Genomic DNA, 13,963 nt, shown 5'->3' on the forward strand with positions numbered 1-13,963 from the left:
GGACGGAGAACGGCGCATGGTGCTGTGGATCGCGGGCGCGGGCGGCGTCGGCCGGGAGGCGCTGGACGTGGCGCTCGCCGCGGGCGTCGAGGTGGCCGGGTTCCTCGACGACCGGCAGGCCGGGAGCACGGTGCGCGGCCTGCCCGTCCGCGCCCCCGCCGAACTGCCGCCCGGCGCCGGGTACCTGGTCGGGATCGCCGACCCGGCGGCCCGGGCCCGGCTGGCCGGGCTGCTGGACGCGGCGGGCGGCCACCCCGTCACCCTGGCGCACCCCCGGGCGATCATCGCCCCCGAGACCGAACTCGCCCCCGGCTGCCTGGTGATGGGCGGCGCGCACGTCTCCAGCAGCGTCCGCCTCGGCCCGCACAGCCAGGTCCACTACAACGCGACCGTCGGCCACGACACCCGCCTCGGCGCCCGCGTCACCGTCTACCCCGGCGCCCACGTCTCCGGCGCCGTCCGACTGGAGGACGACAGCACCGTCGGCTCCGGAGCCGTGGTCCTCCAGGGCCGCACCGTGGGCCGCGCCGCCTTCGTCGGCGCCGCCGCCACCGTCACCCGCGACGTGCCGCCCGGCACCACCGTGGTCGGCACCCCGGCCCGCCCGCTGCTGCGCCGCCCTCCCGCCCCCGGGGGCATCGCCTAGGCTTCCCCGCATGGGAATTCCTGCGTTTCTGGCGGACCTGCGCGCCGTGGTCGGGCACCGGCCGCTCTGGCTGTCCGGGGTGTCGGCGGTGGTGGTGGACGAGGACGGCCGGGTGCTGCTCGGACGGCGGGCGGACAACGGCCGGTGGGCACTGATCAGCGGCATCATCGACCCGGGGGAGCAGCCCGCGGACGCCGTGGTGCGCGAGTGCCGGGAGGAGACCGGGGTCGAGGTGCGGCCCGAGCGGCTGGTCTCGGTGGCGGTCTCCCCGATGATCGAGTACCCGAACGGCGACCGCACCCAGTACCTCGACCTGGTCTTCCGGTGCCGCCCGCTGTCCGGCGAGGCCCGGGTGAACGACGACGAGTCGCTCGAGGTCGGCTGGTTCCACCCGGACGCGCTGCCCGAACTGGAGGACCGCCTCCTGGAGCACATCGCCCGCGCGCTGGCCGGGAAGGACGAGGCGCACTTCGAACTGACGGCGCCCTGAACGCCGGAGGGCGGGAGCGGGGTGCGCGCCCCGCTCCCGCCCTCCGGTGCCTCAGAGCGTCCGGAACCAGGCCGCGGTGCGCCGCAGGCCCTCCTCCAGCGGGACGGGCGCCACGTCCGGGAACAGCTCGCGCAGCCGCGCGTTGTCGGCCTGCGAGTCCCGCACGTCCCCCGGCCGCGGGTCGACGTGCTCGGCGGCGACCGGCGCCCCTAGCACCCCGCCCAGCAGGCCGATCAGCTCCAGCAGCGAAGTGCGCGTCCCGAAGGCCAGGTTCACCGGCTCCGCGGAGACCACCCGGCGCAGCACCGCCTCGGCGAGCACCTGGGTCACCGTGCCGACGTAGGTGAAGTCCCGGCTCTGCCGCCCGTCCCCGTGCACCGTCACCGGCCGGCCGGCCAGCGCCGCGTCCAGGAAGGCCGGGACCACCGCCGCGTACGCGTGCCCGGCGGGCTGGAGCGGGCCGAAGACGTTGAAGAAGCGCAGCGGCAGCACGCCCAGGCCGTAGCAGTGGTGGTACGCGCCGAGGTAGGACTCGGTGGCGAGCTTGGAGACCGCGTACGGGCTCATCGGGACGGTGCGCATCGTCTCGCGCTTGGGCAGCTCCCGGTTCGCGCCGTACACCGAGGAGGAGGACGCCGCCGCCACGTACAGGCCGCCCGCGCGGCGGGCCGCCTCCAGCACCTCCAGGGTGCCGGTGGCGTTCACCCGGTGGCTGGCCAGCGGGGCGGCGATCGACCGCGGCACGGACGGCAGGGCCGCCAGGTGCACCACCGCGTCGGCGCCGGTGAACGCCGCGTCCAGCAGGGCCGGATCGAGGATGCTGCCCTCGAAGAGGGCGACGTCCACCCCCGCCAGGTTGGCCTTGCTACCGGTGGACAGGTCGTCCACCACCCGGACCTCCGCCACCTCCGGACGGGACGTCAACTCCCTGGCCAGATTGGCCCCGATGAACCCTGCCCCGCCGGTGATCACCACACGCACGGCCGCGCACCACCCCTCCGGTCGGGCCCGGGGACTCCCCCCGCCGGGCCGATGCGGCCGACTCTAGCGGCGGCCCGGGGCCCGGCGGGCGGGAAACCCGCACAGTCGCCACCAAACCGTCCCATCGGACACATCCGGGACGACGGACGGCGCACCGGCACGTCGGCGGATCGGCTGACGGGCGAAGGGGCGGACCGGCCCGGGCCGGGGCTCAGCGCTTCGGCCGGCGGGCGGTCTCCTCCGCCGCGTCCAGCACCGCCGCCAGGTCGCCGCCCGCGGTCGCGGTCGCCACCGCGGCCACCGCGCCCTCCACGAACGGGGCGTCCGCGAACCGGGTCGGGAACGGCAGGCCGTGCTCCTCGGCCGCCGCCAGCACCGTCAGCACGGTGCGGACCGGGCCGTCCAGGTCGCACAGCACCGCCACGCCGTGGCCCTGGTCGACCCGGCGGGCCGCCGCGGCCACCAGCACCGCGCTGCTGCCCGGGCCGTCCTCCAGCGAACCGCCGGTCGCCGCGACCGGAGCCGGATCGTCCGCCTCCGTCACGGCCAGGGCCACCGCCCGCACCGCGTCCGCGAGTTCCTGGCTGTGCGACACCAGCACCAGGCCCACCCGCCCGTGCCCGGCGGGCCGGGCGGGGCGCGGCACCGAGGGCACCGGCGCGGTCACGGTGCCCGTCGCGGCGCCCACCGGCGGGGCCGAGGGCGCGGTCGAGATCGGGATGACGTCGGCGCGGCTGCGGTCCCGCTGGTCCATCGGCTGCTCCCGGTTGGGTGGCTGACTGCTCGCCACCCATCCTCACCCCGGCCGCCGCCCGGAGCGTGCTCCTCGGGCGCGCCCGGGTCGGCGTGTCCGACCGGGACCGCCGGGGCCCGGACGTTCGAGGGGGCGGCTCCTAGCACAGCAGCCGCCCCGGGAGGGCCGGATCGCCCCATCTGCCCCGTCCGGTGGGCGCGCCGGGCCGGAACGGTCGGGCCGGGGGCCGCGGGTGGCTAAACTTGCCGCTCGACCACAGGCAGGACGACTCCGGGCGGGAGTCCGGGCGGGAGGGTGTGCGGATGACGCCGGCAGAGGCGGCACGGGCGGCGGACGAGCGCCGCAAGATCGAGCTCGACGTGAGCGGGGCCGAGTGGCAGCACGCGCCCGGCGGCGAACAGGGCGTCCAGATCGCCTTCGTCGACGGGTACATCGCGATGCGCAACGGCGCGGAGCCGGACGGCCCGGCGCTGATCTTCACCCCCGCCGAGTGGCGGGCCTTCGTGCTGGGCGCCCGGGACGGCGAGTTCGACCCGCGGAACCAGTAGCCGCAAGCACGGCGCCGGGGCGGTGGAAACCGGCCGGTCCCGGCCGCGGCGGCCCGCGCGGTTGGCCGGGTGTTCGCCGCTCCGCCACGCGCCCGACCAGGAGTTCCCGGGCACGGCGGCCGGGGCCGGGGCCCGCGTCCAGGTGACGGCCGGGCATACGTCGAGGTTACAAAAGAGTTCTGATGGGCCGAATCTTGTTGACTGGTCGACAAGCCTGCCAGCACAGTAAGAGCAGGCAGACGCCGTGCCTACCGCCCCCACGCGGTATAGGCACGGCGCCCGCTTCTGCTGCCCGTCAACGGCGCCGATGACGGGCTCTCCCATTCCCTGTGCCGCACAGGGTGCGGCAGCCGTCGCAGCGGGAGTGACCCGACCGGGAAGAGCGACTCCCCGGGTGGGTCGGAGCCCGGATTCCGCACGCCCCCACGCGGCGGTGATCCGGGCGAGGTTCGCGGACGCGACGGCACGAGGGCCCCGCGAACCTGGCTCTGGGTTCGGTTATGTGGCTGTGGTGGCGCCGATCCCGATGGCACCTCGACCGTCCGGAGCCCGCCGGAATCACCCGCAGGCTCCAGGAACCGTCTAAGGACCATTGAATCAGCAAATGGTGCTTGGAGTTCACACGACCGCGTGCGCAGTGAGGGAATGCGCGCAAGGCACGCTGCGACAACCCGCTCCCCGTGGATCTCGCCCCGGAGCGGCCGTCGTGCTGAACCGAACGTAGCCCGGACGGTTGCTCAGAGTCAACATTGGTCCCTGAGCGTAGAACTCGGCCTGATCGCGGACCCGCGCACCGGCCCCCGCCCACCGGCCCCGTACGATGGGCCCATGTCATTTCTCCGCCGTCGCTCCGGACAGCCCGCCGGCCCGGACTTCGACGTACTGGCCATGGATCCGGGCGACTGGCCCGGCGATTTCGGTGTCATGATCCTGGCCGGTCAGGACGGTTCCTGCCAAGGCGTCTTCCTGCAGTACGACCTGCTCGGCGGCCGCGGCCCGGCCATGCTGATCGGCAACCTCCCGGAGGACTCGCCCGCCCGCGAGAGCGAGGACGGCGTGCCGCTGGAGGCCCGCCAGTTGCTCGCCTCGCTGGAGAACGAGGAACCGGTCGATTTCGTCTCGGCCGAGGACTTCCCGGTCATGCTCGGCGACGACCTGCTGATCGTCCGCAAGGTCAAGGTCACCGAGGAGCGGCTGTACTGCTCGCAGTTCGGCCGCAGCGACGGCGTCCAGGTGACCATCGCCTCCTGGGACCGACCGGTTTCGGACGACCTCTACCAGCTCCTCAAGCCGCTTCCGGCGGAGATGTTCCAGCAGGGCTGACGCACGATGCCCCGGCCACCGCTGCTCACCCGCCGCCTGCACGTGGACCTCCGGCGCACCGCCGGCGCGGCCTGTCCGGCTTCCTGAGAACCCCAGTTCACGGACGCCCGACACCCCGCCGCCCGCCCGGAGGCCCGCCATGACCCGCACCGCAGCACAGCCGACCGTCCCCGCCCCCGTCACCGACGCCGCCGACGACGCCGTCGAGCGGGCGTTCGCCCGGCTGCCCCGGGTGATCGACCTGCTGGCCGCCCGGGCCGCCGAGCACGACCGCGACGGCACCTTCCCGTACCAGGGCGTCGAAGCCGCCCACGAGGCCGGGCTGCTCACCCTCACCGTCGGCCGGCGGCACGGCGGGCCGGGCGCCGGCCTGGCCGACACCGTCCGGGTGCTGGCCCGGCTCGGCCGCGGCGACGCCTCGGTCGCCCTGCTCGCCGCGCACACCCTGCTGCACCACGCCGAACAGGCCCGCACCGCGCCCTGGCCCGCCGCGCTCTACCGACGGCTGCTCACCGAGTCCCGCCGCGGGCCCGCCCTGGTCGGCACCCTCCGGGCCCCCGCCGGGCGCCCGCCCGCCGTCACCGCGCACTGGCAGGGCAACGCCTGGCGGCTCGGCGGACGCGCCCCGCACTGCCCCGGCGCCGAAGCGCTCTCCTGGCTCGTGGTCGAGGCCCGCACCGCCGAGAACCAGCCGCGCACCGGCCTGTTCCTGGTCCGCGCCGACAGCCCCGGACTGGAGATCGACCCCGCCGCCGACCAGCTCGGCCTGCGCGCCGCCGCCGGCCACGACGTCCTGCTGGAGGACGCCCGGATCGGCACCGACGCCGCCCTGCTGCCCAAGGGGCCGGCCTTCCCCGCCGACCCCGTCGCCACGGCCTGGCACCAACTCGCCCTGACCGCCGTCCTGCTGGGCACCGCCCGGGCCGCCCTCGACTGGTCCGCCGGGCGGCTGCGCGGCACCACCGCCCACCGCCGCCCGCTCGGCGAACTCGACGCCGCGCTCACCGGTGCCGAGGAACTCGTCCACGGCCTCGCCGCCCGCACCGACGCCGACCCGTCCGCCGCGACCCGGGCGCCCGCCGTCCAACTGCTCGCCGCCCGCACCGCGAGCGACACCGTGCAGCGGGCCCTCACCCTCACCGGCAGCGCCGGGCTCGACCGCCGCCACCCGCTGGAGCGGCACCTGCGCGACGCACTCAGCCTGCGCACCCAACTGCCCGCCGAGGACACCGTGCTGGACGCCCTCGGCGAAGCCCTGCTGGGCGGCTGACCCCGCCGGCTCCGGGAGCGGACCGACTGCCGGGTGCCGACCGACTACCGGGTGCCGACCGCCGCGCGGACCGCGCGGCGGGCCAGCGCCGCGTCGTCGTACAGCCGGCGGATCATGATCCGCTGCTCCTCGCCCGCGCCCGGGACGTCGTGCAGCCGCAGCTCGCGCATCAGCACCAGCACCAGGTTCACCAGGAACGCGTCCCGGGCCAGCGTGCCGCCGGACTGGGCGAGTTGGCTGATCTGGCGGCGGGCCGCGGTGTCGCCCGACAGCACGCTCCACAGCACCGCCAGGTCGTAGCCCGGCAGGTACCAGCCGGCCTGCTCCCAGTCCAGCAGGACCGGGCCGGACGGGGCCAGCAGGATGTTGCCCAGCAGCGCGTCGCCGTGGTTCAGCTGCCACGGCACCGAGGACAGGCCGTGCAGCAGGCCGCGCAGGTCGCCCGCGTCCCGGTCGGTCAGCAGGCCCAGCGAGTGGAACCGGGCGATCTCGGTCTGGTAGTCCATCGGCTTGCCGAACACGTCCGTCGGCGGGCGCCACAGGTTCAGCGTGCGCACCGAGCCCAGCACCGCGCGCACCTCGCCCGGCGTCGGCGCGTTCACCGGGTGCCGCTCGCGGGCCGCCGGACGGCCCGGCACCCGCTCCAGCACCAGCACGCAGCGGTCGTGGTCGGCCGCCACCAGCCGGGGCAGCCGCACCGGCGGACGGTGCCGCACGAACGCCCGGTACACCGCCACCTCGTGGTGGAAGCGCTCCACCAGCTGCTCCGCCCGCTCCCCCCGCAGCGCGGCCGGGGACAGGCACTTCGCCACCACCGGGGCCCGGCCGATGGTGCCCGCGATCAGGATGTGCCGACCGCCCTCCCGCAGCACCTGGCGCGGCAGGAACGCCGGACATATCCGCGCGACGTTGGCGAGCACCGCCCGTACCGCCGGGGTCTGCAGCGCGGCCGGGTCCACCCGGTCCACGAACGCCTCCGGGGCCCGGCCCGCGGCCGGTCGGCCCGGCTGGCCCGGTCGGCCGGCCTGCTCCGCCAGCGGGCGGGTCACCAGGGTGGTGCGCCCGCGCGGGTCGCGCAGTTCGGCGGCGCGCGGTGCGGGCCGTCCCGAACCGGCGGTCGGGGGGCGCAGGGGGGAGCGTGCGGGGCGTACGGTCGCGCCGTCCATCCCGTTCGGGGACGACGAGCGGGTACCGGTGCTGGCTGTGGAGTACATGGGCTAGTGAGGGTCCTTCCTTGACCGGCGGCAAAGCTGTGAGCGGCCCGTCGAACCGGGGTCGGGCCGGCCGGGTGGGGCGCGGGCGCCGGGCACGGTCCGCGGTCCGCCGGAACCGTCCGCACCCTGGGGAAGTACGTCCGTCCCGACCGCCGCGCCCTGCCCGGCGCCCTCGCGCCACCCGGTCGCGCCACCCCCCGCTGAGCCGCTCCCGGAAGGCCGCCCGACGCACCGTCGGAACCAGGTCCGGGCCGGTCGGGGGCCGTTCCGACGCGGAGTCGGGGTGGCGCATACCTACCTGACACCCGGACGGCACTGGCACACCACGTAGCGCACCCTGGCGAACCCTGGCGAATGGTCGCTTGGCATGTGACAGAGCCACTAGGGTCGAGCCAGCCGAGGATCTGGGGGCTTCAGTTGAGCAAGGGGCCGAACACCAGACTGGCCGACCACTTCGCCCTGACCGGATGGTCCAAGGGCGAGCTGGCCCGGCTGGTCAACCGGCGGGGTGCCGCGCTGGGCGAGCAGCAGCTGTCCACCGACACCTCCCGGGTCCGGCGCTGGATCGAGCAGGGCGAGATCCCGCGCGACCCGGTGCCGAGGGTGCTGGCCGCCGTGTTCACGGAGCGGCTCGGCCGTGTCGTCACCACCGAGGACCTAGGTCTCGAACGACACCGGCCCACCAGGTCCGGCAGCAGCGCAGCACCGCCGAAGGAGCCCTGGGCACCGGATCGGACGGCCGCGGTCCTCACCGAGTTCACGGGAATGGACCTCATGCTGAACAGACGCGGACTGGTCGGCGCCTCCGCCGCCCTCGCGGCGGGCGCGGTCATCGCCGACAACCTGCACGACTGGCTCACCGGCGGCGCCGTCGCCGAGGCGGCCGCCCGCCCGGGCCCCCGCCACGTCCTGGTCCAGGGCGGGGCCCGGCCCGTCCTGGACGTCTACGAACCGGGGCCGGTCGGCAACGAGGAGGTCGCCGCGCTGGAGCGCGCCGTGGACGTGTTCCGGGCCTGGGACGCGTCCCGCGGCGGCGGTCTCCAGCGCAAGGCCGTGGTCGGCCAGCTCAACGAGGTCGGCGGCCTGCTCACCCACGACCACCCGGCCGCGCTGGAGCGCCGGCTCTGGACGGTCGCCGCCAACCTCGCCGTGCTGGCCGGCTGGATGTCCCACGACGTCGGCCTCGAACCGACCGCCCAGCGCTACTTCGTGATCGCCGCGCAGGCCGCCCGGGAGGCCGAGGACCGCCCCCGGGCCGGCGAGGCGATCTCCCGGGCCGCCCGCCAGATGCTCCACCTCGGCCGGGCCGACGACGCCCTCGAACTCATGCAGCTGGCCAAGGCCGGCGCCTGCTCCGGCGACGGCGCCCAGCCGCGCACCCGGGCCATGCTGCACACCGTCGAAGCCTGGGCGCAGGCCGCGCTCGGCCGCTCCGAGGCCACCCGCCGGGTGCTCGGCGAGGCCGAGGAGCTCTTCGTCCGGGACAGCCCGGAACCCGCCCCCAGCTGGATGCAGCTGTTCAACGAGGCCGAACTGCACGGCATGCAGGCCCTGGTCTACCGCACCCTCGCCGAGCACGACCCCGGCGCCGTCCCGCTCGCCGTCCGGCACGCCCGGACCGCGATCCGGCTGCGCCAGAAGACCGGGCGCGAGCGCTCCGCGCTGCTCGACCGGATCACCCTGGCCTCCATCCACTGGATCTCCGGCGAACCGGACGAGGCCCAGGTGCAGGCCAAGCTCGCCCTCGCCTCGATCAACGACACCTCCTCCAAGCGCACCTGGGACCGGCTGCGCGAGATGTACCGGCTCTCCACCCGCTACCAGGGACTGCCCGGGGTGGCCGAGCTGCGCGAGCAGATCAACGAGGCGCTGCCCGCGCCCAGGAGGCCGCGCCCGATCTGACCGGGGCGGCTCCGGAGGTCGGACGCCCGGGTGATTCGGGCTCGAACGGACCCGGCATTCCGGAAGGGGTCGATCCGGTACGGACGGACCCGGTGTGATGCGGTCACGGTGCGGAAATCCGTTGCCCTGTGTGCAGATCGGTCACCCAGGCGGTAACCTTCGGTGATTCCGGCGCCCGGGCGCCTGAGCTGTGCCAACCGACCCCGGCGACGGAAATCCCGTTGCCACGACGACCGCCGCAACGGATGCTGACCTCATGTTCGAGCCAGTGATAGCGCCCAGCGCCAGCCTCCTCGGCCTCCTCCAGAGAGGTCGTGGGGACGGGCAGCTGCATGCGTTGGCCGCAGACCGCGACGAGGCGATCGCCGCCGTCGAGACCTGCGTCACCAACGACCCCCGCGCCGACTGGCAGGTCGAGAACCGCTCCCTGTACTACGCGCGGCTCTACATGGAGCTCGAAGCCCCCCTCACCGGCATCGAGCTCCACCTCCACTCGCCCGAGGACAGCCTCGACCCCGACGAGGCCCGCACCGGCCTCGCCCTCGCCGTCCTGGGCCACCTGGCCGGCTACGGCCGCCGGGACGCCCTCGACCTGCTGCGCGCCTACACCACCACCGGGGCCAACTGGTCCTGGGCCCTCGACGAACTCGCCCTGCGCGACACCGACGAGTCCCTGCTCTCCCTCGCCCCCGCCGTCCTCGCCCGCTTCCCGGCCGACCCGGAGGGCGACGCCGAGCTGCGCGAGGCGGTCCGCTCCGCCTACGAACCGCGGGTCTGGCGGCTGTGGGCCGCCCACCATCCCCGGGTGGCCGCCGCCGGCGAGCAGTCCCCCTTCGACCTGTGGCAGCGCCAACTGGCCCGCCCCGGCGTCACCCCCGGCTGGTCCACCGCCGACGTGCTCGCCTGGGCCGACCAGGGCGACAGCGCCGCACCCGACGCCCTCGCCCGCCGCGCCGCCGCGGCCGCCCGCTGTCTCACCGCCGTCGTCCGACCCGAGGACGCGCCGCTGCTGCACGACGCCGCCGGGCACGGACCGGCCGGCGCCCGCTGCGCCGCGCTGCGCCACCTCGTCGAACAGCGCGACCCGGCCGCCGCCGGGCTGATCGAGACCGCCGCCGCCGACCTGGACCACCGGGTGGTCCGCGCCTCGCTGGAACTGCTCGGCCGCATGCGAGGTCCCGAGGCGCTCGCGCACGCCCGCCGCTGGGCCGACCCGGCGACCGGCGGCGCGGACAGCGCCCTCGCCCAGGCCGCCGTCCGCCTCCTCGCGGACGCCGGGGAGCCCTGCGACGCCCCGCTCGTGGTCGCCGCACTGCACCAGTGGATCTCGTTGAACGGCGTCACCGGCGCCGCCCTCGGCAGCCTGGTCGACGGCGTCGGCCGGCTGCACGCCACCGCCGCCGTCCCCGCCCTGCGGCACGTCTACGGCGAGGCCGCCTCCTCCGAACTGCGCGGGCGCGCCGCCCAGGCGCTCGCCGTCACCGACGCCAACTTCGGGGCCGGCCCCGCGGTCGAGTGCCTGTGGGACTGCGAGGAGTCCACCCGCGAGCTCGCCGCCACCCACGTCACCACCACCGGCGACGTCCGCGTCCTCGAACGGCTGCGCCGACTCGCCGCCGATCCGGCCGAGGAGGCCGAGGTGCACGCCGCGGTGCGCGGCCGGCTGACGGCCCGGGACCGCTAGGGTGCCCGCCATGCGACCGCGCACCCCGCTCCGCCCCGCCGCACCCGTCCTCGCGCTGGCCCTGGTGCTCGGCGCGGCCGGCGCCGCGGCGGCGCACGTCGAGGTCGGGTCGCCGACCGCGCAGGCGCTCGCCGTCGACGCCGAGGTCTCCTTCTCCGCCGAGGGCGAGTCCTCCACCGCGGGCATCACCGACGTCAAGGTCGTGCTGCCCGCCGGGCTGGCCCCCGGGGACGTCACCCTGGCCCAGGCCCCCGCCGGCTGGGCGCTCACCCCCACCGCCGACGGCTACACCCTGGCCGGCCCCGCGCTCGCGCCCGGCACGGCCGCCGACTGGTCGGTCAAGGTCCGCCAACTCCCGGACGCCGCCTCGCTGGTCTTCAAGACCCTGGTCGACTACTCCGACGGCCACACCGACCGCTGGATCGAACTCCCGCAGGGCGGCACCGAGCCCGAGCACCCCGCCCCGACCCTGGCCCTGCGCCCGGCGGCGGCCGGTGCGACGCCACTGGCCCCCGCCGGGTCGCCGTCCGCCACGGCGTCCGCGCCCGCGACTCCGGCTGGGACCGCGACCGCCACCGCGACCGCCGCCGCCACCGCGACCGCCGCCGACTCGCCGAGCCCGGCCACCACCGCCGCGCACGACGACGGGGACGGCGGCGGCAGCACCACCGCGATCGTCCTCGGCAGCGTCGCGGGCGTCGCCGTCCTGGCCGCGCTGACCGTCCTGGCCCTGCGCCGCCGGAAGTCCCCCTCGGACTGACCTGTCGGCGGGGGCTGCCAGGATCGCGGCCCATGAGCATCATCGGCAGCTACCTGCGGCTGGCCCCCGCCGAATTCGCCCGCGCCCTCGAAGAACCCGGCTGGGTCCGGGGGTTCACCCGCGAGCAGGCCGCCCTGGAACACCGGCGCGACCCCTCCGAACTGCGCTTCCACGACACCGGGAAGTCCTGGGCGGCCCTGGCCCACCTGCTCGCCCGGCGCGGCCTCCCGACCGAGCTGGTCCACGGCGACACCCCCCTCCCCGGCGACGAGGACTGGGGCTACGGCCCGCCCGCCCTGCTCGCCCCCGACCGGGTCGCCACCGCCGTCCGCGAGCTGGCCGACCTCCCCTTCGACACCCTGGCCGCCGGCCTCACCCCCGCCGACCTCGCCGCCGCCGAGGTCTACCCCGTCCGCCTCTGGGCCGACGACCCGTCCGCCCTCCACCACCTCTCCGCCCACTACACCGACCTGCTGCGCTACCTCACCCGCACCGCCCGCTACCGGCACGGGCTGCTGATCTGGTACTCGTGACCGCCGGGCGGCACCGGCGGAGGCCGCGGTGGTGAAGGAGTGGTGGAAGCACCCGCGGAGTGGGCGAGCGGGCGGGGCGGGGGCCCTATCGTTTCGGGTTCCACCGAAAGCTCGCCGGAGGGGAGGGTGGCGCCGTGGTCGTGCTGCGGCTGGATTCGCTCGCGCTGTCGCGGTCCCGGTTCGCGCTGTCGCCGTTCGCCGAGACGCTGGCGGCGATCGTGCAGTTGGCCCGTCCGTACGGTGAGCCGTGGGCGGGGCCCTGGCGGGAGCGGCACCGGGCGGCGTTCCTGGCGCGGTTGGCGGGGGACGGGTACGCGCGCGGGCTGGTGGAGTTGATCGCGGCGACGAAGTACCTGCCGGACCACCTGACGCTGCCGCCGGGCGGGGGGATGGAGACCACGCTGGAGTCGGAGCTCGCCGAGGTGGCCCGGGTGCCGGACGAGGTCGCGGTGGCGGGGCTGCGCACCGCGCAGGAGCACGCCTGGGCGGGTCAGCGGCCGGCCTGGCTCACCGGACGCGGGCACGGCGCCCGGGCGGCCGAGCTGTTCCGCGCGGTCTGGGACGCGCACCTGGCCGCGGACTGGCCGGCCCGGCGGGCGGCCCTGCAGCGCGACGTCACGCACCGGGCCGGGCTGCTGGCCGCGCACGGCTGGCCGCGGGCCCTGCGCCAGATGAACCGCACCAGCGGGTGGGTCGGCGTGGACGCGATCCGGTTCAGCGACCGGCCCGGCCCGGACCGGGTGGTCGGGCCGGACGGCATGCTCTTCGTCCCGGTCACCGCGCAGCGCAGCTCCTGGCTGTGCGAGGCGCCGGACCGCCCGTTCGCGCTGGTGTACGCGGCGCGCGGCTCCGGGGCCGGGACCGGGCCGGGCTCCGGTGCGGGGGAGGACGGGCGGGCGCTGGCCCGGCTGCTCGGCGGCGGGCGGGCGCAGATCCTGCGCCAGTTGGAGACGCCCGCCACCACCAGCGAACTCGCCCTGCTGCTAGACCAGTCGGTGGGCACGGTCGGCGGCCACCTGGCGATCCTCCGCGACACCGGCCTGGTGGACCGGACCAGGGTGGGCCGCCGGGTCCTCTACCACCGCACCGAGCTGGGCGACCGTCTGGCGCAGGGCCCGGAGCGGGGCTGACGGGAGGTCAGGCGACGCAGAACTCGTTGCCCTGGGGGTCGCGCATCACCCACCAGTGGCCGACCGGGCCCTGGTCCTGCTCCTCGACCCGGGTCGCGCCGAGTGACTCCAACCGGGCCACCACGGCGTCGAGTTCGCCGCCGGAGTGGACGTCGATGTGCAGCCGGTTCTTGCCGCTCTTCGGCTCGGGGACGTCCTGGAACAGGATTCGGCGCCCCTGGCCGATGCCGCTCACCGGGTCGTACGGGTCCTCGGGGTGGCGGACGGCCGCGTAGCCGCGGAACAGCTTGCGGCCGTCGCGCTCCAGGACGGCGGCGGCCGGGAGGCGGCCGTCGGCGAGCAGCGCGTCGATCAGGGCGGTCGGGTCCTCGACCCGGTAGTCGAGGGCGGCGGCCCAGAACTCGGCGAGGGCCGGGGCGTCCGAACTGTCCACGACGAGTTTCCACGTGAGCGTCATGGCAGGCGATTCAATCGCACGTCAGATCGAGCGGCAACGACCTCCGGGCCGCCGGTGTGTCGGTCCGCCCGGGGAAGGGGGAGAGGGGGAGAAGCGGCGGGGGGGGGGGGGCGGGGGGGGGGGGGGGGGCCCCCCCCCGGGGGGGGGGGGGGGGGGGGGGGGGGGGGGGGGGGGGGGCCCCGGGGGGGGGGGGGGGGGGGGGGGGGGGGGGGGGGGGGGGGGGGCCCGGCCCGGGTCAGGTCAGGGCGGGGACGGGGGCCGGAGCGGCGGG

The 13,963-nt window shown here is 76.4% G+C and carries 15 protein-coding genes; 11 read left to right on the top strand and 4 right to left on the bottom strand.

Annotation, left to right across the window (positions count from 1 at the left end):
* The first annotated feature begins 16 nt into the window (after positions 1-16).
* On the top strand, positions 17-646 hold the full coding sequence (locus ACIQVD_RS31975; RefSeq protein ID WP_402292501.1) for an acetyltransferase: 630 nt from the start codon (positions 17-19) through the stop codon (positions 644-646).
* A gap of 10 nt (positions 647-656) precedes the next feature.
* On the top strand, positions 657-1,136 hold the full coding sequence (locus ACIQVD_RS31980) for an NUDIX hydrolase (RefSeq protein ID WP_400693326.1): 480 nt from the start codon (positions 657-659) through the stop codon (positions 1,134-1,136).
* 51 nt (positions 1,137-1,187) lie between these two features.
* On the opposite strand, the gene ACIQVD_RS31985 is transcribed toward ACIQVD_RS31980, so the two are convergent.
* Together ACIQVD_RS31985 and ACIQVD_RS31990 are read right to left on the bottom strand one after the other, a co-directional pair.
* Entirely contained in the window at positions 1,188-2,117 is a 930-nt protein-coding gene (locus tag ACIQVD_RS31985; RefSeq protein ID WP_400693329.1) for an NAD-dependent epimerase/dehydratase family protein, read from the bottom strand.
* A 211-nt stretch (positions 2,118-2,328) separates the two neighbouring features.
* The gene (locus ACIQVD_RS31990; protein WP_100835419.1) at positions 2,329-2,871 is read right to left on the bottom strand and encodes a PTS fructose transporter subunit IIA; all 543 of its coding nucleotides are present in this window, start codon (positions 2,869-2,871) and stop codon (positions 2,329-2,331) included.
* 302 nt (positions 2,872-3,173) lie between these two features.
* Here ACIQVD_RS31990 and ACIQVD_RS31995 point away from each other — a divergent pair, with 302 nt between their 5' ends.
* From ACIQVD_RS31995 to ACIQVD_RS32010, 4 genes are all read left to right on the top strand, one after another.
* The gene (locus ACIQVD_RS31995; RefSeq protein ID WP_100835418.1) at positions 3,174-3,419 is read left to right on the top strand and encodes a DUF397 domain-containing protein; all 246 of its coding nucleotides are present in this window, start codon (positions 3,174-3,176) and stop codon (positions 3,417-3,419) included.
* A gap of 828 nt (positions 3,420-4,247) precedes the next feature.
* The gene (locus tag ACIQVD_RS32000) at positions 4,248-4,742 is read left to right on the top strand and encodes a hypothetical protein (protein ID WP_111556378.1); all 495 of its coding nucleotides are present in this window, start codon (positions 4,248-4,250) and stop codon (positions 4,740-4,742) included.
* 6 nt (positions 4,743-4,748) lie between these two features.
* The gene (locus ACIQVD_RS32005) at positions 4,749-4,829 is read left to right on the top strand and encodes a putative leader peptide (RefSeq protein ID WP_359783877.1); all 81 of its coding nucleotides are present in this window, start codon (positions 4,749-4,751) and stop codon (positions 4,827-4,829) included.
* A 52-nt stretch (positions 4,830-4,881) separates the two neighbouring features.
* Positions 4,882-6,012 carry an acyl-CoA dehydrogenase family protein gene (locus tag ACIQVD_RS32010; RefSeq protein WP_400693334.1) on the top strand — a complete coding sequence of 377 codons (1,131 nt, stop codon included), beginning with the start codon at positions 4,882-4,884 and terminating at the stop codon, positions 6,010-6,012.
* A gap of 44 nt (positions 6,013-6,056) precedes the next feature.
* Here the strand turns inward: ACIQVD_RS32010 and ACIQVD_RS32015 are convergent, their stop codons facing one another.
* Entirely contained in the window at positions 6,057-7,178 is a 1,122-nt protein-coding gene (locus ACIQVD_RS32015) for an aminoglycoside phosphotransferase family protein (protein ID WP_100838365.1), read from the bottom strand.
* A 465-nt stretch (positions 7,179-7,643) separates the two neighbouring features.
* Here ACIQVD_RS32015 and ACIQVD_RS32020 point away from each other — a divergent pair, with 465 nt between their 5' ends.
* From ACIQVD_RS32020 to ACIQVD_RS32040, 5 genes are all read left to right on the top strand, one after another.
* Entirely contained in the window at positions 7,644-9,128 is a 1,485-nt protein-coding gene (locus ACIQVD_RS32020) for a hypothetical protein (protein ID WP_400693336.1), read from the top strand.
* A 256-nt stretch (positions 9,129-9,384) separates the two neighbouring features.
* A complete protein-coding gene (locus ACIQVD_RS32025; protein ID WP_400693339.1) occupies positions 9,385-10,812 on the top strand; it encodes a HEAT repeat domain-containing protein in 1,428 nt (475 codons plus the stop codon).
* Positions 10,813-10,822: 10 nt separating this feature from the next.
* Positions 10,823-11,572, top strand: coding sequence for a DUF1775 domain-containing protein (locus tag ACIQVD_RS32030; protein WP_402292502.1), 750 nt, complete (start codon positions 10,823-10,825; stop codon positions 11,570-11,572).
* A 32-nt stretch (positions 11,573-11,604) separates the two neighbouring features.
* Positions 11,605-12,105, top strand: coding sequence for a YfbM family protein (locus ACIQVD_RS32035; RefSeq protein ID WP_400693345.1), 501 nt, complete (start codon positions 11,605-11,607; stop codon positions 12,103-12,105).
* 140 nt (positions 12,106-12,245) lie between these two features.
* Positions 12,246-13,235 (top strand): ArsR/SmtB family transcription factor, encoded by a 990-nt coding sequence (locus ACIQVD_RS32040; protein WP_402292503.1) that lies wholly within the window; start codon positions 12,246-12,248, stop codon positions 13,233-13,235.
* Positions 13,236-13,242: 7 nt separating this feature from the next.
* Here the strand turns inward: ACIQVD_RS32040 and ACIQVD_RS32045 are convergent, their stop codons facing one another.
* Complete coding sequence (locus ACIQVD_RS32045; RefSeq protein ID WP_400693353.1) at positions 13,243-13,692, bottom strand: VOC family protein; 450 nt, start codon at positions 13,690-13,692, stop codon at positions 13,243-13,245.
* Between the last annotated feature and the right edge of the window lie 271 nt (positions 13,693-13,963).

This window comes from Kitasatospora sp. NPDC090308, assembly GCF_044769485.1.
Lineage (GTDB): Bacteria > Actinomycetota > Actinomycetes > Streptomycetales > Streptomycetaceae > Kitasatospora > Kitasatospora fiedleri.